The organism is Paenibacillus sp. 1001270B_150601_E10, assembly GCF_015558675.1.
Lineage (GTDB): Bacteria > Bacillota > Bacilli > Paenibacillales > Paenibacillaceae > Paenibacillus_B.
Window position 1 is genome coordinate 258,117 of the sequence record NZ_JADMOL010000004.1, and the last position, 22,465, is coordinate 280,581.

Consider the following 22,465-nt stretch of genomic DNA (forward strand, 5'->3'; position numbering starts at 1 on the left):
ATATGGGTCTTGATTCGGAAGGCTTGCTTGGCAAGCAGGTGACAGAGGACACGATTCGTGAGGCGATCCTGCGTTGTCTTGCAGAGGAAGAGCGCATTCGTTCGGTCGATGAGCTTGAAGTCGTCTGGGATAAGGCAGGTCGATCGGCTACCGTTCACATGGTATGCACGGGACTTGAAGGAGAGGAGGTTAGATTAGAGGATGTTAACATCAGCGGGCTTGAAGCGTAAGACGTACAACGAGATTTATGAAGACATGGTCATGGAGTTGACGAAGCAATTGGGACAGGATGTGAATACGTCCGCAACCTCGCCGCTTGGGATGATGCTGCAGCTGTTTGCGTGGCATTTGTCTGTGCTGTGGGAGGATGTGGAGCTTGTCTATCACGAGTCCTACATTCAATATGCGACAGGCGTGCAGTTGGATGCATTGGCTGTATTCTATGGCTTGCGTCGAAAAATGGAGCAGGCCGCAAACGGCGAAGTCGAGCTTACAGGCACTAGCGGGTACATCGTGCCGGCAGGGTTCCAAGTGGGAACCCGCACAGGCATTTGGTTCTCAACCATCGCGCCATGTGAGATTGGTGCGGATGGGAAGGGGCGTGTGTCGGTCGTGGCAAATGAGCCAGGCTCCTCTGGCAATGTGGCAGCGGCCATGATCACCGAGATGCTGAATACAGACCGAGATGTAGCAGCGGTCGTGAATCACAGCAGCATGGCGAATGGCCGCGAGCGGGAAAATGATGTGGAATTCCGCGACAGGCTTCGCGCCTCACGGGACGGCAGCCATGCGGCGACAGTGGATGCGATTGCAACTGCGCTGCTGCAGCTTCCAGATGTTCGCTCCGCATCGGTTCGAGTCAATGACTCGATGCAGGAGAGCGAGGAAGGCATTCCTGCGAAGTCCATTCGCGCTTATGTATATGGCGGTCAATCGGAGCAGATTGCAAAGACCATTTTTGATAAAAAGGCCGCTGGGATCGGAACGGATGGTACAGATGCCATAACGGTGAGCGATGTGAGCGGAGGTCAGCACAAGGTGCGATTCAGCCGCATGACGATGCTGGATGTCTATATTGAGGCAGAAGTGCTGGTCCATGCATCGTTCTCAGCAGATGGCGAGTCGGCAATTCAAAATGCGGTTGCGCAATACATTGGCGGCGTCGGTGCAGACCAGCAGGATTATATGGGCCTTTCCCAAGGGACGCGCATCGTGTACTCCAAGCTGTTATCCGCGGTACAAAATGTAGCGGGCATTGAGGAAGTAACTGCACTTCGTGTAAAGCTGGGTGACGGTGCATGGATGGCAGGCAATGTGGATATTCCACTGTATCATGTGGCTCGGGTGGCGCCTGAGCGAGTGAAGGTGGCGGTCACGCATGTTTAAGCTGGAAGAAGTCATGAAGCTGCTGCCAGATGTGGTAGCGAAGGAAGGCAGTGTATTTTCGAAGCTCGTTCAGGTCTGGCTGAAGGAAATGAACGTCATTAGCGAGACGATTCAGCAAATCTCTTTATGGAAAAGCATTGAGGAAGCAGAAGGCTCGACGCTCGATGAGATTGGCCACAATCTTGGGCAGTCGAGAGGTCAGGCGACGGACGAGGTATATCGTCTGCTGCTTCGTTCCAAGCTTGCTCGGATGAACGCGAGCGGCAATCTGGATTCCGTCATTGAGGTGCTGGCGCTTGCGCTGCAGGCGGAATATCATGAATTCCGCATTACGGAGCAATATGACGATCAGAAGCAGCCAGAGCCTGCGGCGATCCATGTCAAGGAAGTCCCTTATTCGAAGCTGAATGAGGTTGGGCTAAGCCCTGCACAGTTTATTTCCTTGGTCGAAAATGTCGTCGCCGCAGGTGTTCGTGTCGGCGAGGTAGAACTGACGGGTACCTTTGCGCTCTCTTCTTGGATGGATCAGGTCGAGACTAGCGAATATGGTCTAGCCGATGATGACATGCTTGTCGGAGGAACATTGGGGGATCTCTATGTTCCGGGCGATGATTACGAGCTGCCTTTATAGGGATTCCCCTATAGTGACCTAAGAGTCATCTTGTGAAGGAGATTCATAATGGGATATCACTTTGATTCTTACACTCATTCTCCAAGAGATCCAAGGTATATGAAGGTAGATGTGCGTTTCTCCTATTAACAGTATGTCCCAGATGCGTTTTTTCATCTTTAGCTTTCTCCATCTTCAGATTCTCTCTATTTTGAGAAGCTATCTTTTTGAACACGTATGTGCAGCGTTTGCTTTGACGTTTGCGGTTGTCCACAACGATTGGCGATGTCAAAGAATAAGCTTTTACAATAATAGAAAATGCAAGATAACAGTGAAAATATGCCTTCAAGATGATCACGATCATCAAGAGCAGATCATAAATGAGGTGAAGCTATGAGTTTCAAGAAACCATTGCCTACTTGGAAGGCACAAGGGATTCAGCCGCCTGAGCATAAGCTGGAGGAAGGCTGGAACGCCCAGGACAAGCCCCCCGCCGGATGGCTGAACTGGCAAGCAAATACGACCTATGAGGCGTTGAAGGAATTGCAGGAGAATGCGGTAGATCATCGCGATGTAACCAGTGAGCCTTCTCCAAACGGTGTCGTTCGCTTAAATGAAGCGGGAAGGCTGAACGAGGCTGTTTTTGCTGATGCGGAACATAAGGAGATTACACTGAAACCGGGTGTTCAGATTGTAGAGTCTGATCAGGACACGCCGTTTAATGTTGGGAGTATTAAGGGACGGACGCTGATTAATCTGCTTGGACGTTGGGGTGGAATGGAGAGTCTAACTAATATAATTCCCTACAATTGCACTACTACATTAGATTTTGAAAGTGTGGATAAAGGATCTTTCTCAGTAAAAATTACTGTAAAAGAAGGATTTGCATCAGGAGCAGGCTTTTATTCCAAATTTACGTTTATTGCAGGAAAATACTATGTTGGAATTGCGATGATTAGAGTTTTAGATTCAGAAAAGGCTAGACTCAACGCACCTTCACTTACGACTGGCAACTATGTTACATCTAATGATAAATTTTCTCCCTCTGTTTTTACGGTCAGTTCGTTAAGTTCGGATATAACTTCAAATATCGATTTAGGGGTTTCCGGTGGCGGGAAATCTGCGTATTTTGACTCTGTACGCATATATGAAATTACCGCTACAGAATTTGAAGCACTAACTAAGATGACACCTGAACAGGTTGCGGCAAAATATCCGTACGTAGACAGCATGACAAACGTCACCAATCCGTATGCCATCGTAACTGGCGACAACCTGCTACCTCCATTTTATGAATGGGAGTATCTTAACTCCTCATTATCATCAATTGCAGTACGAGATAAATACGAAGTGATGGTAAGCAACAGTGACGCAAGCAGTGGCGCGGGGATGAGGTACTATGTAAAGGTAAAGGGAGGACTCGCTTATAAATTGAGCGCAGACCCGATTGAGGGCGACGTTGAAGGCGGAGAAGTATACGCATATGGATGCGATGCGTCTAAAAACAGGCTAACTGGAAAGTTGACAGACACGTTTACTGTCGATTCCAACGTTTCGTATATCGAGGTTGTTTGTAACTCCACAAAGAACGGCGTTGCAGTGGTTGGCACGTTCATTTTCCGAAAGCCAATGCTCACCGTTGGAACCGAAGCCAAGCCGTTCAAACCGCAACAACGTTCAATGTGGGCAGCCGAATGTCAACTTGCCGCCAATCCAGTTGATGGGTCGAATGCAGACGTATTGTTTACAGGCGATGACGGACTGCCATACGTACTGGAAAAGTGGGGAAAGGAAGTGCTTGCCGAAAACCAGCAATGGGGGCTTGTTGCTACGTATACAGGCTTTAAGCAATTAGGCGGACAGACATATAGTTACCCTATTACTGGACATCAAGGCTTAGTAGTTAAATATGACGGCAAGCCCCTGCCGAATTTTGCGGGAGTTCCTTCAGGTGCAGATATGGGAACGATATCTCAAAATTCGGGAGAAATACACCTAACCATCGCTAACGCAGACAGCGGATGGGGCGACGCTTACACACCGACAATCGACGAGATCAAGGCGTATTTCTTGGGATGGAAGATGATGAATGCTGATGATTGGTCGACACCATATAACAACGTTGGGACAAAAGGCTGGTACAAGTTCGACAGAAGTGGTTCCTTAGTTTCTGCGTCTGGCGTAAAAGTTCTTCCTACAACCATGAACGACCTAACCGACCCTTATCGTCTTCAATACCTCAAGGCAACCCCAACTGTCGAACCTGTACGCAACTATGAAACGGGTCTGACGCTATGTGCAGGGTCAAACGTAGTCGAAGTAGGCAGCGGTATTGTGATACGTGAGAAGGCTAATCCTACGTACTATTCGCCCAATGGAAATTACTATATCAACAATACAGCAGTAAGTGGAAGCCTACTAAAAAATAAGGTGTCTCACATTTTGAGGGCTTACCGTAATGGATGGTTTGATAATGCTGCAAAGATCGAAAATGATGCTAATGCATATGGCAAGCAGCACGTTAGATTTTTACAGTCAGACTTCGACCCTACCTCAGTCTATCATGTCACCTACACGATGCTAGACCCGACTCTAACAGCGCCAATCAACGGTACTGTCGCAACTAATCTACGAGGTACAGTGTCCGACTTGGTGCAACGTTCGGGAGACGTTGAGCGACGGTTAAGTGTTTCAGAAGTTAGGTTGAATAGTATCACAAGCGACCTGAATAGTCCTCTGGAATGGATTACAGCCACGTTGATAAATGGATGGAACTCTGTCGCAGGACGTTCTATTCAGTATGCGATGGATGTTTTTGGGTTCGTTCACTTTAGAGGTACTTTGGATAGCGGCGGAGCCTCAAAGGCGGTGGGGACAGACATCTTTGTGCTACCATCACAGTTCCGTCCATCAAAAACAATAGGGGTATCAACCGTAACTTATAACAGCCCTCAAGACATACAGCCTTATGCGATTGATGTTGGAATCGGGGGAAGCGTTAGAGTAACGATGGAAAATACACGCAGATATGTTTATTTAGAATCATTCTCATTCTATGTTGGTGGTGGAAAAGTATGAAAGAAGCAATCATAACCGACATCAACGGTTTATATATCGAACCAACGCTCGTTGCGGATTCCGTGACGGGCGTTTTTCCTATCGAGGAATCCATGGAATCGGAAACGAGCAACCAATCAGTAATCCCAGAATCCAAAATCACGGGATATACCGTGGCGATCCCATTGCCAGACGGATTGTATGATCCAACATTCGATCTGATCAGTTACGATCAAGCACGGAAACATTACGAGAAAGCCTATGCGGATTATCAGAAGCAGCTGTCCGTGTATGATCCGGAGAGCGGTGAATTAGTGCCGCAGCCTCCACTTTCCGTAGACTGGAGCCAATTTTGGCGCAATGGACTGACGGACGAAGAGATAGAGGCACTAAAGCCCATTCCACAGCCTGACCCTACTGAAACGTTAGGGGGACAAATGGTGCAGCGTGAGCTTGAAGCGTTAGAGTTTCGAGAACAAAACGTCATATTGGGTACGAAGATAGTTGAGAAGGAGCTTCAAATCCTAGAGCTAAAAGGGAAAGATGAAACGCTCGACCGTACTGTCGCTGATTTGGAACGAAGATTACTTGAGCTGGAGGCGAAAGCAAATGTTTAAAAATGATGTGGATCGACTGAGCTATTATTACCAAAAAGGCTGGGCCAAGGATGCGCAGCTTCGTAAGTATGTACAGTTCGAAGTGATCACACCCGAACAATACACAGAAATTACGGGAAATGAGTATATGCCATTCTAATGTTCAATGGCTCATTGCCTGAAATGTGCTCCATGTATTCATCAAGTTTATAAGTTGAACGATGGTAATGAACAGGCGAGAGGTGAAAGGATTCTGAAAAAGCGTTAAAGCTTCTATAGACCTATACGTGAAAGAACTTTTTAATAAGCGAGTACCAGGGATAATGGATGCCATTATCCCACTCCCTCTCAAAATACTCACAAACCCTCGTCAGCCTGCCTATAATTTCCGCCCCTCATGTGCATACTAATAATTGGAGAGGGTTGTCTCTTTGAACATGATCGTAAAGTTGGATCGCTTCAACTTTTGGTTGAAAGTCCAACAAAAAAGAGGCTCCGCAACACCTTGACATGACGGCAACAGTTCGTCTAGGAAGCAATTCTGTTTCTCTAGACCCACACGGATATGGAGTGTTACCATAAGTGAACAGAATATCATGTTGTCATTTAGGGCATCAGAGAGGGGCGAATCGTGGACGTATATCAAGAGATGAAGCAGGGCGAGAAAGGCGCTTGGCTTAGCATCTGCGCTTATATTGTCCTGTCGTTGACGAAGCTTGGAATCGGATTCGGCTTCCATTCTGCTGCGCTTCAGGCAGACGGTTGGAACAACTTAACGGATATTGTGGCTTCAGTGGCCGTGCTGATCGGACTTCGGATATCGCAGAAGCCGCCGGATCATGATCATCCATATGGACATTTTAGAGCAGAGACGGTATCAGCGCTCATTGCTTCCTTTATTATGGCGACAGTGGGCTTACAGGTTCTATATACGACCGTCATGTCGTTGATCGAAGGCAACGCGGAGACGCCGAATCCCCTGACTGGGTGGGTAGCGCTTGGGTGTGCGGCTGTCATGCTGCTTGTGTACGTATACAATCGGAATCTAGCGAAAAAAATTAACAATCAAGCCCTCATGGCAGCGGCGCAGGACAATAAGTCGGACGCCTTTGTTAGTATCGGCGCGGCAGTCGGGATCTTCGGATCGCAAATGGGCCTGCCTTGGCTTGACCCGGTCGCGGCCTTTGTAGTCGGAATCTTGATCTTGAAAACGGCATGGGAGATCTTCCGCAGCGCAACCTTGGTGCTAACGGACGGATTTGACGAGGATGAGCTGAAGACGCTTCGCTCTACCATCGAGAAGACGAACGGAGTACGCGAGATTCGAGAAATCAAGGCTCGCCTGCACGGCAATCAGGTATTTGTTGACGTCGTCGTGTTGGTAGATCCGATGCTTACACTCATCGAGAGTCACGAGATCTGCGACCTAGTGGAGCTTAGACTCAAGAAAAAGCATAACATTGTGCATGCACATGTCCATGTGGAGCCGCTGGAGCTCCCTGGCCATGTCTGCAAGTCGGAGCATTAGAGAAAAAGTGAAGAGGCGTCGAATCGAGACGATCTCTTTCATGTCGTTCCTACAACGAAGAATAACGAGCGGGCTGTCATTGCGACAGCTCGTTTTTCTTTTTGCGACAATAGCACAGATCTACCTCGACCGATCTTAACTCCAAGAGCTTCGTCCCCCTCCATATCATCTTTTACTTCCCACCTGGCTAACAGGAATCACCCCCAACTCTTTCTTTATTCCAAATTTCCAAAAATAACTTGCGAACCAAGAAGTGCAACATCTTCTCCCAGAATATCGTTAGAGAAGATGCCCATTCGAATCTAGCATTGCCACATATATGCCATATGGTTTAGATAAAGTAGTTATTAAGCGCAGCTTATCGTTCTTTTTATTCTCCAACGTTCTTCCTCCACCTATCAAATGAGCGCAACCCTCATAACACCACTTATTTTCCTAAAAAACATTACTTTTAGCCCATGAGATCATATCATCATCTGAACATAAAAATGGATATTTAAGACTACAAAATTGATACGAAATAGCTTTAAATTAGGTCTAAAGACCTAAATAAATGGTTACAATTTGTCATTTTTAAGAGAAAAGTCCGATGTTTTCGACATAAATGCCTGATATAGTGAAGGACAAGTGATGGAACTCCAATACATTTCTAGTAAACGATATGATAGAAGACTATAAGTTTACAATTTTGTTCATGTGAACATCGGTTCATGTAAACGAGGCACCATATAGCCTCTTCATCACAGAAACGAATGACTTCACTGCACAAGGAGGCTACTTATGAAGAAGAATAAGATGAAAGCACTATTACTCGGACTGCTGGCGGTGACGATGTCCTCGCAAATTATGGCGACAACGGCAGCTGCAGCCCCGACGGACAGCACAGGTACAAACGAATCATACATAGAGGCAGGGGACGTAGGCTACTCAGACACAAGTTATTCTATGCAATCCACGTCCACACCTGTAGCGTATGCCAGCTCTAGCGCTTCCTCAAAGGTTGAGAAAGTGATAAAAGTGGGCATGTCTTATCTTGGCACACCCTACGAATATGGCTCGAACCGCAATACAACGAAGACATTTGATTGCTCAGACTTTGTACGTCATGCATATAAAAAAGCGATTGGCGTTACCCTTCCTATGGATTCCCGCAAGCAGGGGGCTTGGATTCGCAGTAACTCTACAGCGAAGTACAGCATGAGCTCGTTGAAGCGCGGCGATCTCGTGTTTTTCGGAAAATATCGTGGATCTTCTGCATCCTCCTATAAAAAGGTGAATCCGAAGACGGAGCGCATTACACATGTTGGCATCTACCTTGGCAACGGCAAGGTTCTTCATACGTATTCCAAAAAGTCCGGCGGTGTGCGTACAGACTCTATCAAGAACAACTCCTGGGAGCACCGCTTCCTGTTCGGTGGATCCGTTGTTAAATAAGGTTGAAGCATGATTATGACTCGAATCTGAAAAGACAAGAGGCCCCTGCATTCCGCATTAGCTCGGAGTGTCGGGGCCATTTTTTTATCCCCCATCTTGATGAAGTTTCTGCATAACTTCTTCTATGGATAACGATAACGACGGAATCAACGCTGGGTGGGGGGAGAAAAGCTCTCGCTTGGCACATTTCTCACGATTCGCAGATCAAAGTACATTCTCCAATATTTGATCCATTCTACAACATATTGTCCCGAGTAGATATTCTTCACCCTTTTATTTACATAACAGTCTCGTTATAATGTTGCGTATAAAGACACATAGACCATTGGATGCGAAAGCGCGCAGAATTGGGGGAGAGCATGACAACATTAAGAGAGATTGCAGAACGCGTCGGTGTCTCCATATCTACAGTCTCTCGTGTCATTAATCAGGACGACAGCAGGAGGATCAGCGACGAGACGAAGCAGAAGATATGGAAAGTCGCAAAGGAATTGGACTACCGCTCCACTCGCAAATCGAAATCCTTGAAGCAAGGGGCAAAGCGAGGCAGAGAAGCCACCAGCAAAGCTCCTGTCATTGGCTGCATCCTCGCCCTTCAGGATAACAAGTATAATCACCCTTACTTTTCTCCGATTATACAAGGAATCGAAGCGAAGCTATTGGAATCCGGCATTACGCTGTCTTTTCTTCATACACAGGCCGAGCTTAAGAACGAAGTCGTATTTGATGCTTTGTTGGATACTCGAAGCTTAAGCGGTTTAATTTGTATTGAAGGCTTGAGCAATAGCTTATACAAAAGATTGAAGGATCGAGTGCCGCTCATTGTTGGCATCGATGTGCGAGACCCGGACATTCCGGTGATCTCCTATGACCGGATGAGTGCAGCGCATACAGCAGTGAAGCATCTTATTGAGCATGGACATACGAAGATTGGTTTCGTTGGCGGATCAGGCTTGTCGGGCAAGCTAGATCGGGAGAAGCGCTACGCCGGCTATCGCCGGGCCTTGGAGGAATTCGAGATTCCGTATCAGGAGCAGTGGGTCATTAACTCTCATTGGGACGCGGATGAGAGCTATGAGAAGATGAAGGCGCTGCTTGCAGCAGATGAGCTTCCGACAGCGATGTTCTGTGCGAGCGATATGATGGCGATTGCCGCAATGAGAGCCGTTACGGAAGCGGGCTTATCCATTCCTGCGGATATCTCATTCATTGGCATTGACGATATTGAGTTTTCCAAGTATACGACGCCGCCGCTTTCAACCATTCATATTCCCAAGTATGAAATGGGCTATGCTGCCGCCAAGACGCTGCTTGACAGTCTGGAGGACCCGTACCCGTTCCCGTTTCGAATGCAGCTTCCATTTCAGTTTATTTCAAGGCATTCAGTAGCAGCGCTAAAGAGCATATCGATCGAGACGTGATCCTCGTTTTTATCGCAAGTAATTGCATGTCATCCAAGCCATCATGGATTATTGAAACATAAAACAATCCTAAATCAATCATAAAGAAATCATGAACGAATCCCTGGTAGTAGGCCATATAGGCTTCCTAGGGATTTTTTTCATACCTAAAGCGCAATATAAGAGATAGCTGAGGATTAAAGGATTCCATTATCAAAAGATTGGATCTCGTAATAAAAACAGCTCCTCACCGTATGGAAGAAGCTGCTTGTTTAGTCATATTTGATTGAATCTATCGATTCGCGGAAGGGTAATGAATCAAGGTCACATAGCGTATGGTCTGGTCCGTGTCATTCGTATACGTATGCGGCTGATCCGCGGAGAAGCGCATCGCAAGCGTCGGCTTAAGCGTATAGCTTTCTCCTCCAACCTCTACGCGAAGCTCGCCGTCCATCACCATAATGAATTCCTCGACGCCTTCGTAGTGGGCTTCTGATTCATGGGAACATCCTGGTTCAATCAATACACTGTACACCTCGAACCCGCGGTCCTGTTCAAAAGGAAAGATCGGAAAGGCACGATACGAGCCTTCTTCCTCTACGAGCGGCGTCGTCTCTTCCATCGCGACAACCGTAACCTGTGGAGAGGAGTCCTCCATCAATGTCGCAAAGGAGATGCGAAGCCCGTTAACGATCTTCCATAGGACAGAAATCGTCGGATTGGATTCGCCTCGTTCAATCTGGCCAAGCATTCCTTTACTTACTCCGCTAAGCTCGGCTACCGCATCCAGGCTAAGGCCGCGGGCCTTGCGGATATCTTGCAGATTCCTTCCAATCTTCTTATGAATTTGCTCTTGCATTCTAGGGCTCCTCTCTCTATCCAAACAGAACAGACTTGTCCTGTGAAAAAAATCATACAAAAAAACATGTGCAATATAGCGCACAACTGTGTAATATAATATACAAAGAATAAAAAGAATATAACGGAGAAAACCGTAAAAAATAATTTTGATCTATGTTCTATTTTATGAAAAAAAACGGGGAGGGGCAATGAAATGTTGCAAGAAACAATGGTTGGACTCGTCAAAGCAGAACGCAAGCCCGGAGCAGTATTGAAAAGGGTTCCAAAGCCAAGCTGCGGACCGGATGAGGTGCTCGTTAAAGTGAAAACATCCTCGATTTGCGGTACGGATGTTCATATCTATAAATGGGATCAATGGGCGGAGAATACAGTCGTAACACCGAATGTATTTGGCCACGAGTTTGCAGGAATTGTAGAAGAGATCGGCGCTAATGTCACGAACGTAAAGGTTGGCGACTATGTGTCTGCAGAAGGACATGTCGTCTGCGGTGTGTGTAAAGCATGTCGTACTGGCAATGCGCATGTATGTCCGAATACGAAGAGCTTCGGCATTACGCTGCCAGGCTGCTTTGCAGAATACGCGGTTGTGCGTGCAAGCAATGTCATTCACAACGATCCGAACCTTCCGGCTGAGATCGCTTGCTTGCAGGATCCGCTTGGCAATGCTGTGCAAACCGTTATGAGCGGAGATATTGTCGGCAAGAGCGTTGCTGTTATTGGGGTAGGGCCGATCGGAATTATGGCAGTCGCTGTAGCGAAGGCTTGTGGAGCGGGCAAGATCATTGCGGTGGATGTGAATCCGTATCGCTTATCGCTTGCGAAGCAATTCGGCGCGGATGTGATTGTGAACAACGCGGAAGTATCGATGGTTGATGCGATTCGTGATGCTACAGGCGGTGAAGGAGCAGAAGTAGTGCTTGAAATGTCAGGCCATCCAGATGCGATTCGCGACGGCTTCAAGGCAGCAGCTATGGCGGCGCGTGTATCGATGCTTGGTATTCCAACGCGCGATGTTCCTTTGAATCTGGCTGAAGATATCATTTTCAAAGGCATTCGCATTGAAGGCATTACGGGTCGCCGCATGTACGATACATGGTACCAAGTGAAGGGGCTTCTCGAAAATAATCGGATTGATCTGAAGCCGCTGATCACGCATACCCTCACCTTGGATCAGTTCGAGGAAGGCTTCGATATGATGATGAAGGGAACCTGCGGCAAGGTGGTCTTCCTTCACGACCACATGCCAGAGCTCTAAGAAAAGTGCTTTTTCGAAACAGAATGGATACTTCTTTATCAGGAGCGAGCAATCTCTAGAATAAGCAGAGCAAGAATACTGAGCTTTTTTTCACTTGTGTTCAGCTCATGTAGGGATCATCAATGAATGCAGGTGTCATTCGATCCTCGGTGTTCTTGCTTTGTGCTGTACTTAAGGCAGACGTGCCCCTTTCTACAATTGTAACGAGAGCTTGATCGTTCCGAAATGGTCTTCGAAGAAGGTGCGCTGGTTCATCCTGCTCGGATTGTTGTATGATGGTAGTGATGGTATAGATAGGCAGGTAAGTGTTGATACATTGCCCTTACTCTAGAATCTAGATATGATGTTTTCGCTGAAACGAATTTACATATGAACTCAAAGGAGGAGCAACTCATGGCAGGATTTGATGTGATTGCACAGGAATTGCAGGCGCTTAAGGATGCGGGAAGATATCGTCCACTAACGGTATGGCAGGACGGATCGGATGCTTGGATGACACTGGAGGGCGGCAAGCGCGTGCTGCAAATGTCCTCAAACAACTACTTGGGGCTCACTCATCATCCAAAAATGAAGCAGGCTGCGATTGAAGCAACGGAAAAATACGGCGTAGGTGCTGGCTCCGTACGCACGATTACGGGCACACTGGCGATTCATGACGAGCTGGAGAAGAAGCTCGCGGAATTCAAGGGTACAGAAGCGGCGCTTGTATTCCAATCCGGCTTTACAACGAACCAAGGGGTGCTTGGCTCCATTCTTGGTGCTGATGATGTCGTGATCAGCGACGAGCTCAATCATGCCAGCATTATCGATGGCATTCGCTTAACGAAGGCATCCCGCAAGATCTTTGCTCATAAGGATATGGATCAGCTGGAAGCAGTATTGAAGGAATGCGGCAGCTTCCGTCAGCGTGTCGTGGTAACAGACGGTGTCTTCAGCATGGACGGCGACATTGCACCGCTCACGACAATCGTAGAGCTTGCGGAAAAGTACGATGCGCTAGTCTATGTCGACGATGCTCATGCGAGCGGCGTGCTCGGCAAGCACGGCAAAGGCTCTACGGATCACTTTGGCCTGCATGGCCGCGTGCATTTCCAAATTGGCACGCTGTCTAAAGCAATCGGTGCGGTTGGCGGCTATGTAGCAACAAGCCAAGCAGCGAAGGACTTGATGATTAACAACGCTCGCGCCTTCTTGTTCAGTACATCCCTTCCGCCGTCAGTTGCTGCTTCCTGTATTGCAGCGATTGACGTATTGAAGACAGAGCCAGAACTTACTGAGCGTCTGTGGTCAAATGCAAACAGCTTCCGCGATACCTTGAAGAAGGAAGGCTTCGATACAGGCGACAGCGAAACGCCAATCATTCCAATTATCGTCGGCGAGCCTGCTCGTGCGCTTGAATTCTCCAAGCGTCTCTTGGAGGAAGGCTTGTGTGCGCAAGGTATTGTATACCCTACGGTAGCCATGGACAAAGGCCGCGTGCGTATGATCGTAACGGCTCAGCATACCGAAGAAGATCTGGCCTTTGCGCTTGAAGCTTTGAAGAAGGTTGGCCGTGAATTTGGCATTGTCGGCTAAAAGACGATGCACTTGCATTTTGCGCAGCATTCGCTATAATGATTAGAAATATCTAAAGCAACATCCGTGAATGGGAGAGTAATGAAGCGAGAAGAGTCCAAGCGAGCCGGGTTGGTGGAAGCCGGTACCGAATCCTTCATGAAGCGGACCCAGGAGATGGTCATCTGAACGATGGGGAGACTCTGCCATGTGCCGTGTCTTCATCGCTGTAAGACGATCCGGCCACCAGCCGTTATTGGTTCAAGGGGTTGAACGAGAGCGGGAAGGATGGCTCTATCGTTCAGCAACAAGAGTGGTACCGCGAGTGTCTATACAGCCCTCGTCTCTTATACAGAGACGGGGGCTTTTTGCATTTTGCTACGGTTATTTAAAGGTATTGAAATGCTGAATAGGAGACCACTTTGGCTATGTTCGTGATCATGGGCTCTATTTGCGAGCTTTGTTTATCTAAAAACGAGGGGGAGTATGTATGCTAAAAGAAACGATCATCGCGCATCTTCAGGATGCCGTTAGGCAGTGTTGGGAGGAAAGCGGGATAGCAGGGGATTGCCCTCAGGAGATCATGCTTGAGCAGCCTGCACATGCCGAGCATGGAGAGTATTCCACGAATGCCGCCATGAAGCTGGCAAAAGCTTTTCGCCAGCCGCCGGTCGCAATCGCAAATAGAATAAAGGCGAAGCTAGAAGCATCCGGGTACATCGAAGGCTTGATAGGGCGCATCGAGGTAGTTGCGCCTGGCTTCTTGAATCTGTATTTGAACTGGAGCACATGGGCGGAGCATTATGCGGCATCCGCCGCATGTCAACCACAATTCGGATTGGAAAGCAGGGCCCTAGAATTGAAGAGCAGTCTGAGTGCTCAAGCTGCGATGATCGATCCGTCCAAGAGCAGGGCTTCGAAAAAGGTGCTGATTGAGCATACCTCCATCAACCCGAACAAGTCCGCCCATATCGGCCATCTTCGCAATTCCTGCATAGGGGATACTCTAGTCAGACTGTTAAGAAAAACAGGCCATCAGGTTGAGGTGCACAACTATATCGATGATCTTGGCAATCAGCTCGCCGATACGCTGGTGGGGATTCAGCACACAGAGATACAAGAAGCCCATGACCGCTTTGGCGACTTCTGCTGGGATGTTTACGCGATGATTAACAAGAAGTATGCGAGCGAGCCTGAGCTTCAGTCGGAGCGTACGCGTGTGCTGCATGCCATTGAAGCGGGCGATAACAATACCGCATGGATGGGCACGTTGGTCGCAGAGCGCATTGTTCGTGAGCATGTGGAGGAGATGGGTCACTTTGGCATCAACTACGATCTGTTAGTATGGGAGAGCAGTATTGTGCGTGAAGGCTTCTGGGCAAAAGCATTCGAGCTGCTGAGGCAGACGGATGTGTTCCAGCAGGAGCAGGAAGGGCGCCTTGCAGGATGCTGGGTGCTGAAGCAGGCTGCAGCGGATGAGACAGAAGAGTCTGAGCACAGCCAAGATAAGGTGCTTGTTCGTTCCAACGGGATCTTGACGTATACCGCGAAGGATATCGCATACCATCTGTGGAAGTTCGGGTTGTTGGAGCAGGATTTCAGCTATAAGCCGTTTACAGAAGAGCTGTGGACGACCACTACGCAGGCTGCGAAGAAAGAAGGAGCTCAAGGTGCAGCATCTGCTTTTGGTCAAGCAGATATGGTGATCAACGTGATCGATTATCGTCAGCAGTATCCGCAGCTTATGGTAAAGCAAGCACTCGAAGCATTGGGCTACCAGAAGCAGGCGGATGCTCTACATCATGTTAGCTATGGTGTTGTTTCTCTTAGTCCGAAGGCAGCAGCAGAGCTTGGCATCGATACATCAGACGGGAAGGCCAGCTATGCGATGTCTGGCAGACAAGGCATTGGCATCAAAATAAAAGAGCTGATCAACCGTGTCGAACAGGTCATTGACGAGGTAAGACCAAGCAAGGAGGGGCTGTCAAGCCGCGAGATTGCCATTGCTTCCATTCGGTACTATTTGCTTCGTTTCAATCTACAGACAGAGGTTGTCTTTGATCTGGATCAGGCAACAGAAATATCAGGCAATACGGGCGTATATCTGCTCTATGCCTACGCTCGCGCGAATCGTGTGCTGAACAAGGCCGGCGCTGAGCTTGCAGCGCTTGGTGGGACTCCCGACATTCCTGCTCTGGCACCAGCAGAGCATAGTCTCCTTACTCACTTGAGCCGCTGGCCGGAGACGCTTGCTTTAGCGAGCAAGGAGCTGTCGCCGAATGTGCTGTGCCAATATGCTTTTGAGCTCGCAACGACGTTCTCGAACTTCTATGCCGCTTGCCCTATTCTAAAAGGTAACCCTGATCAAGTCTCCTTCCGTGTGTGGTTGACTGCGCAAATGAGGCATACGTTAGGCGAGGTGCTTGGAATTCTAGGTCTCCCTGCGCCAGAATCGATGTAAAGCCATGACCATAGTCCGATAAAATCAGGAGAATTGTCCGATTTTGTCGGGCTTATTTTTGCGCAAATAAAACGATTATTTGCCCCAAAATAATTAACCCCGTTGACACCAATCATTTTTGAAAAACGGTATTGACGTTGTAAAGTTTCGCATAATATAATGACGTCATAATAGTTCAGGCAAACAATTCCAGGCGGAGTTGCGATCCTGAACGTATCTTTATCCCTCGGCATCGTGATGATTATTACCCAAATTAACCCTAGATTTGCGCAAAATGTGCACCAACTAGAACGTAAGCATTGTGCTTGATTCCCTGTTGTTTTGCACACCTCAGAGCTCTCATCTCGTACACCACCGTTTTGTCATCAAGGGACAAAGCATATCACTTCTCAGCTTCGACACCATTTCATCTTGACATCATTCGTTATCCGGAAGAAATCCTGAACCTGAACGATTAGCGCTGCATGCACTTGGATAGGCATCGCTCGCAGCTGCTTCAAAGTCAACATGTTATGTAAGCGCTTTATCGCTTATGATATTTGCTTTTGCTGTCTTTCTAACATTCAGAGGAGAGAGGGGTCATGAACGCATGAAGCAAGTCAGAATTGGCATGATTGGAGCGAGGGGCAGAGGTTCCATTGCGAAGTATTGGCACAACCCGGATGGTCGCTCGGTTGTTGTGGGGGCAGCAGACATCTATCCGGAACGCCTGGAGGAGTTCAAGGCGGATGTGAATCCAGATGCATTTGTCACAACGGATTATAAAGAGCTGATTGCTAGAGAGGATATTGATGCCATTGCGGTGACCTCGCCTGACTTTTGTCATGAAGAACATGCGGTTGCAGCGCTGCGGGCCGGCAAGCATGTCTTCTGCGAGAAGCCGCTTGCGATTACAGTCGAGGGCTGCGACAACATCTTGAAGGCATGGAAGGAGTCCGGCAAGCATCTCATGGTTGGCTTCAACATGCGCTACATGAACATGTACCGTACGATGAAGGAAATCGTTGAATCGGGAGTAATTGGAGAAATCAAGGCTGTATGGGTGCGTCACTTTGTCGGCTGGGGCGGCTACTTCTATTATCATGATTGGCATGCCAACTCCAAGAACAGCACGGGATTGCTGCTGCAAAAGGGCTCTCATGACCTGGATATTATCCATTGGATTACAGGCCGCTATGCCACGAAGGTCAGCGCCTTTGGCAGCCTTGATTTTTACGGCGGCGACAAGCCCAATGACCTGACCTGTCCGGCTTGTGACGAACGATTGACCTGTACTGAAGCTAGCCGCGGACCTCTTAAAGAGTGCGCATTTCGCGAGGAAGTGGATGTAGAAGATAACAATATGGTGATCATGGAGCTTGAGGGCGGCGTTAAGGCTTCTTATCTGCAGTGCCACTTCACGCCGGATTACCAGCGCAACTATACGTTTATCGGGACGGAAGGCCGTCTTGAGAATAACGAGCTGGAGAATAAAGTGTACGTAAAGACCAGACGCTCGAATACGGCTCGCGAGCTGTCGGACCGCGTGTATGAGATCAAGGAGGCGAAAGGGTCCCATGGCGGAGCAGATCCGAATATCTGCAAGGACTTCGTCGACATGATTATAGATGGCAAACAGCCAGTAGCAACACCGATTGCCGGCAGAATGAGCGTGGCGGTTGGCTGCGCGGCAACAGAATCCATTCGTTCAGGAGGAAAGGTCGTGCAGGTATCACAAGCACCTTCCTTTGCCGCTGAGCCTGTTGGGAGTGGTCAATGATGCGCACGGGAGCGGGAGATGCTGTAAGCAGCGTAACGAATATCAATCGGAAGCCGCGCATGCAGCGCTTGAAGAAGTCATTCATTCTGAACTGGCAGCTGTACGTGCTGATTCTTCCAGTCGTCGTGTATTACATCGTATTTCATTATTTGCCGATGTACGGCATTCAGATTGCCTTCAAGGACTTCATTGCGAACAAAGGCATTTTTGACAGTCCATGGGTCGGCTTTAAGCACTTTGAACGCTTCTTTAACAGCTACTACTTTGAGCGCTTGTTGACGAATACGATTCTGATCAGTTTGTATACGCTTGCTTTAAGCTTTCCGATTCCGATCATTCTGGCCTTGATGCTGAATGAGGTGAAGGCGGAGCGCTTCAAGAAGATGGTACAGACGATCACATATGCGCCGCACTTCCTGTCCGTCGTCGTTATTGTGGGAATGCTGTTTCTGTTCTTGAATCCGAGCACAGGGATAATCAACCATATCATTGTCGCTTTAGGCTTTGAATCGATTCCTTTTATGACCTCGCCGGGATGGTTCAAGACGCTGTACGTGCTCTCTGACGTTTGGCAGACGATGGGCTGGAGCTCCATCATCTATCTCGCAGCGCTCTCCGGCGTTGATAATCAGCTGCATGAAGCTGCTACGATCGATGGGGCCAGCAAGCTGCAGCGCATCTGGCATATCAATATTCCGACGATTGCGCCAACGATCGTCATTCTATTAATTCTGAACCTCGGAAGCGTAATGTCAGTCGGCTTTGAAAAAGTATTCTTGATGCAGAATAACTTGAATCTGAGCAGCTCGGATGTCATATCCACCTATGTGTATCGCACAGGTATTCTGGATTCCCAGTTCAGCTTCTCTGCAGCGGTCGGATTGTTCAATTCCGTTATTAACTTTGCGCTTCTCGTGATCGTCAACTATATTGCCCGACGCGTCAACGAGACGAGCTTATGGTAGGAGGGAGCCGTTATGATTGATCGTTCGCTAGGAGATCGAGTATTCAATGTCGTCAATTATGTACTGCTGTCCCTGATCTGCCTGATTGTGCTGTATCCGCTTCTCTTTGTGCTCAGTGCCTCGGTAAGCAATCCGGAGGCCGTGCTTCGCGGAGAGATGTGGCTCATTCCTAACGGCTTTAATATGGACTCGTATGTGAAGATTTTTCAGAACAAGGATATTCTGATGGGGTACGGCAACACGATCGTCTACACGGTGGCAGGTACAGCCTTGAACCTAGTGATGACCGTGTGCGCAGCATACCCGCTATCCCGCAGAGACTTTGCTGGCCGAGGCCTCATCACCGGGATGATCGTCTTCACCATGTTCTTTAGCGGTGGATTGATCCCGACGTATCTCTTGATCAAGAACCTGAGCATGCTCGATACGTTCTGGGTCATGATCATTCCGAACGCGGTATCGGTGTGGAACATCATTATTATGCGCACCTTCTTCCAGCAATCCATTCCTGGGGAGATTCAAGAAGCAGCGATGATTGATGGCTGCTCCCACTTTCAGACTTTGTTCCGGGTTGTGCTTCCGCTGTCGATGCCGATCATTGCGGTTATGGTGCTCTTTTATGCCGTAGGGCATTGGAATGCGTACTTTAACGCCTTGATTTACCTATCCAGCAAGGACAAATTCCCTCTACAGCTGATCCTTCGTGAACTGCTCGTGCAGAGCGATTCCGGCGACTTCATCAAGCTGACGTCGGAGGCGGGCGTACGGCTGAAGATGAGCATGGAGGGATTAAAATATGCGGTGCTGGTCGTAGCGAACCTGCCGATGTTGATTCTGTACCCGTTCCTGCAGCGCTATTTTGTCAAAGGCATCATGATTGGAGCTTTGAAAGGCTGATCGTTATACCGAGCGTCGAACCACAAATAAGGGGGAATGAACATTGCGTTCAAAGAAATGGTTTACTCTCACATTAAGTGTCGTACTCAGCTTCTCACTGCTGGTCACCGCGTGCGGCGGCGGAAGCGGGAATAATGATGCACAGGATCCGGCGAAGGCGGAGGAGAGACTTCAAAAGATCAACACGGAGGGCATGCCAGTCGCGAAGGAAACGATGAATGTCAAGGCATTCGCGGCGAAGCTCTATGCTTCTCAGGATTGGAACAATCTGATGCTGTGGAAAGAGTATGAGAAGATGACGAACATCCATATCGAATGGGATACCGTCGCAACGGATGGCTTGAAGGAGAAGCGAAACATCCTGATGGCAGGCGGCGACTATCCGGAGATGTTCTTCGCCTCCGCTTTTTCGAAGACGGATCTGATCAAGTACGGCAGCCAAGGCACCTTTTTGAAGCTGAATGATCTAATTGACAAGTACGCCCCGAATTTTAAAAAGATCATGGAAGAGTATCCGATCGTGAAAAAGGGAATTGCGATGCCAGACGGCAGCATTTACGGCTTCCCGACGATCTATGACCCTGCGTTCAAGTCGCTCCATTATGGAACGCCATGGATCAAGCAGGAATGGCTTGATAACCTTGGCCTGAAGCCGCCAACCAATCTGGATGAGCTGTACAATGTGCTCAAAGCGTTCAAAGTGAACGACCCGAACAAGAATGGCAAGCAGGATGAGATTCCATGGGGATCAAAAGGCGTAACGGCAATCTTGAGCTTCCTGAAAGGCTCCTTCGGGCTGAACAAGCATGGCAACGCGAACCCGAATGTGGACTTGGGGGATGATGGCAAGCTTACTTTTGTGCCAACCTCTGATCGCTACAAAGAGCTGCTGCAATACGTGAACAAGCTCTACAAGGAAGGCATGTTCGACAAGGAAACCTTCACGATGAAGGATACGGATATTACGTCTAAGGCAAGTGCCGGTATCTATGGCGTCTTGGACGGGGTGGATCCAGCAGCGATCTACAATCAAGACGGTTATGTAGGCATACCTGCGATTGAAGGACCTCATGGGGATCGCTTCCTATCCAATATTGGATCTCCGCTTGGAAACTTGGGGATGTTCGTGCTGACGGACAAAGCAGAGAATCCGGAAGCGCTCATTCGCTGGGTGGACCACCTCTACAGTGATGAAGGCGTGAAGATGTTCTTTATGGGCTTTGAAGGCGTAACCTATAAGGTTAATGATAAGGGCGAATACGAATACCTTGAAGAGATTACGAATAATCCGAATGGCTTGAACTTGGATCAAGCGGTCAGCCAATACTTGACTTGGCCGGGCGGCTACTATCCGGGAATCGTAAAGCAGAAGTTTTTTAAGGGGGCAGAGGGATTGCCGTCTTCGGTGAAAAATGCAGAGGATTCCGAGTCGTTCTATGTGAAGGAAGAGGACAGATGGCCTGCCTTCAACTTTACGCCTGAGGAGCAGGATGAGCTGACAACAATACAAACGGACATTCATACCTTTGTCGATGAGATGCGCGACAAATTCGTTTCCGGCGAAGCTGGCTTTGATCAATGGGATAATTATGTGAAGCAGATTGAGAGCATGAATGTGAAGCGCTACTTGGAGATTTATCAGCAAGCGTACGAGCGTTACAGCTCTGAAAAGTAATCCTTAAGCTTATACGATGAGGCTGTTGTTCGGTATATGCCGACGATAGCCTCTTTTTACTGTAATAGGGTTGATATGTGATGTAACAAAATGGAAAGTGGGCGCGTCTATTATATTGATTTGATGAAAAAGGAGGCTTTGAAATGTTTGAAAAATGGGCAGCATGCTTACTGACCTCGATTCTAACTGCGTTGACGATAACATCTATGCCGATTTTTGCTGCAGAGGCAAAAGAAGTATCGATCCATAATGGCCAGATGAATAACGGACGTATTCTTGTTCCATTGCGCGCGGTTTCGGAAAACCTAGGCGTGGGTGTTAGATGGTTCCCAGCCGAAAAAGAAGTGAAGATGACAAACGGCGACTCGACGATTTGGCTTGCTGCGAATTTCAAACGGGCTATCATTGAAACGCCACCAACTGCCGAGAATCCAGATATTCCGCATCGAGAATATATGGAGCTTGATACAGCAACACAAGTTATAAACGGAACGACTTATGTTCCGTTACGCTTTGTCAGCCAGTCCATAGGAGCAACGATCACGTGGGATGAAAAAGTGGAGCAGGCAAATGTGACATTGGACGGGAAGCGACTCATTATTAATATAGCCGAGCCTTCCATTACGATCCCTGAAAAGCAAAGAATCACAGATACACGCTTGAAGCTGCTATCTGATACATTAAATGAAGCCTCGAATTCGAATATACTATCCATTAAGAATATTCCGGCGTATTTCAAACCGTACTTTACTGATAGATTGATTCAATCAATTGTTGCAAATAAAGGCCTGGAAACGGTAAGTACCTATGGTACTCCTATAACTTTACTTGAATATACAAGCAAGACCTCCGCGAATCTTTCGCAGTCTGTCATACTGGGAAATGGATTAACGGCAGAAGACCAATATGTTGAAGATCGATCAATTACCCTCGTGTTCACGGATGGGATGTGGAAGGTTGATCGTGTCAGCAGAGATTTCCGGATACTGATCTATGGATTTGCTGATGAATTGCCGAGTTAATCCAA

General features: G+C 48.1%; 17 protein-coding genes, 1 pseudogene and 1 other annotated feature. Of the genes and pseudogenes, 17 read left to right on the plus strand and 1 reads right to left on the minus strand.

The window, feature by feature from the left end:
* The 9 genes and pseudogenes from I2H74_RS24615 to I2H74_RS12480 all read left to right on the plus strand — a co-directional run.
* Nucleotides 1-230, plus strand: a pseudogene (locus tag I2H74_RS24615) (hypothetical protein); the annotation flags it as partial.
* Entirely contained in the window at nt 202-1,386 is a 1,185-nt protein-coding gene (locus I2H74_RS12445) for a baseplate J/gp47 family protein (protein WP_195574288.1), read from the plus strand. The pseudogene I2H74_RS24615 and the gene I2H74_RS12445, both read left to right, overlap by 29 nt.
* Nucleotides 1,379-2,017, plus strand: a complete 639-nt coding sequence (locus tag I2H74_RS12450) for a hypothetical protein (protein WP_195574289.1) — start codon at nt 1,379-1,381, stop codon at nt 2,015-2,017. Before I2H74_RS12445 ends, I2H74_RS12450 begins: the two co-directional genes overlap by 8 nt.
* A gap of 372 nt (nt 2,018-2,389) precedes the next feature.
* Nucleotides 2,390-5,074 (plus strand): hypothetical protein, encoded by a 2,685-nt coding sequence (locus I2H74_RS12455; protein WP_195574290.1) that lies wholly within the window; start codon nt 2,390-2,392, stop codon nt 5,072-5,074.
* Entirely contained in the window at nt 5,071-5,670 is a 600-nt protein-coding gene (locus I2H74_RS12460; protein ID WP_195574291.1) for a hypothetical protein, read from the plus strand. Before I2H74_RS12455 ends, I2H74_RS12460 begins: the two co-directional genes overlap by 4 nt.
* The gene (locus I2H74_RS12465; protein WP_195574292.1) at nt 5,663-5,809 is read left to right on the plus strand and encodes an XkdX family protein; all 147 of its coding nucleotides are present in this window, start codon (nt 5,663-5,665) and stop codon (nt 5,807-5,809) included. Before I2H74_RS12460 ends, I2H74_RS12465 begins: the two co-directional genes overlap by 8 nt.
* Nucleotides 5,810-6,298: 489 nt before the next feature.
* A complete protein-coding gene (locus I2H74_RS12470; protein ID WP_229106642.1) occupies nt 6,299-7,177 on the plus strand; it encodes a cation diffusion facilitator family transporter in 879 nt (292 codons plus the stop codon).
* A 780-nt stretch (nt 7,178-7,957) separates the two neighbouring features.
* Entirely contained in the window at nt 7,958-8,611 is a 654-nt protein-coding gene (locus I2H74_RS12475; RefSeq protein WP_324254061.1) for a C40 family peptidase, read from the plus strand.
* A 359-nt stretch (nt 8,612-8,970) separates the two neighbouring features.
* Complete coding sequence (locus I2H74_RS12480; protein ID WP_195574294.1) at nt 8,971-10,032, plus strand: LacI family DNA-binding transcriptional regulator; 1,062 nt, start codon at nt 8,971-8,973, stop codon at nt 10,030-10,032.
* A gap of 271 nt (nt 10,033-10,303) precedes the next feature.
* On the opposite strand, the gene I2H74_RS12485 is transcribed toward I2H74_RS12480, so the two are convergent.
* Nucleotides 10,304-10,870, minus strand: a complete 567-nt coding sequence (locus I2H74_RS12485; protein ID WP_195574295.1) for a helix-turn-helix domain-containing protein — start codon at nt 10,868-10,870, stop codon at nt 10,304-10,306.
* A gap of 198 nt (nt 10,871-11,068) precedes the next feature.
* On the opposite strand from I2H74_RS12485, the gene tdh reads away from it, so the two are divergent.
* From tdh to I2H74_RS12525, 8 genes are all read left to right on the plus strand, one after another.
* The gene (gene tdh / locus I2H74_RS12490; RefSeq protein WP_195574441.1) at nt 11,069-12,127 is read left to right on the plus strand and encodes an L-threonine 3-dehydrogenase; all 1,059 of its coding nucleotides are present in this window, start codon (nt 11,069-11,071) and stop codon (nt 12,125-12,127) included.
* A 393-nt stretch (nt 12,128-12,520) separates the two neighbouring features.
* The gene (locus I2H74_RS12495) at nt 12,521-13,702 is read left to right on the plus strand and encodes a glycine C-acetyltransferase (RefSeq protein ID WP_195574296.1); all 1,182 of its coding nucleotides are present in this window, start codon (nt 12,521-12,523) and stop codon (nt 13,700-13,702) included.
* A 57-nt stretch (nt 13,703-13,759) separates the two neighbouring features.
* Nucleotides 13,760-14,032, plus strand: a binding site (T-box leader).
* Between the two features lie 139 nt (nt 14,033-14,171).
* The gene (locus I2H74_RS12500; protein ID WP_195574297.1) at nt 14,172-16,142 is read left to right on the plus strand and encodes an arginine--tRNA ligase; all 1,971 of its coding nucleotides are present in this window, start codon (nt 14,172-14,174) and stop codon (nt 16,140-16,142) included.
* Nucleotides 16,143-16,731: 589 nt separating this feature from the next.
* The gene (locus I2H74_RS12505; protein ID WP_195574298.1) at nt 16,732-17,901 is read left to right on the plus strand and encodes a Gfo/Idh/MocA family protein; all 1,170 of its coding nucleotides are present in this window, start codon (nt 16,732-16,734) and stop codon (nt 17,899-17,901) included.
* Nucleotides 17,902-17,960: 59 nt separating this feature from the next.
* The gene (locus I2H74_RS12510) at nt 17,961-18,866 is read left to right on the plus strand and encodes an ABC transporter permease (protein WP_229106643.1); all 906 of its coding nucleotides are present in this window, start codon (nt 17,961-17,963) and stop codon (nt 18,864-18,866) included.
* Between the two features lie 12 nt (nt 18,867-18,878).
* The gene (locus I2H74_RS12515) at nt 18,879-19,763 is read left to right on the plus strand and encodes a carbohydrate ABC transporter permease (protein ID WP_195574300.1); all 885 of its coding nucleotides are present in this window, start codon (nt 18,879-18,881) and stop codon (nt 19,761-19,763) included.
* Nucleotides 19,764-19,806: 43 nt separating this feature from the next.
* Complete coding sequence (locus I2H74_RS12520) at nt 19,807-21,438, plus strand: extracellular solute-binding protein (protein WP_195574301.1); 1,632 nt, start codon at nt 19,807-19,809, stop codon at nt 21,436-21,438.
* Nucleotides 21,439-21,581: 143 nt separating this feature from the next.
* Nucleotides 21,582-22,460, plus strand: a complete 879-nt coding sequence (locus I2H74_RS12525) for a stalk domain-containing protein (RefSeq protein ID WP_195574302.1) — start codon at nt 21,582-21,584, stop codon at nt 22,458-22,460.
* The last annotated feature ends 5 nt before the right edge of the window (nt 22,461-22,465 follow it).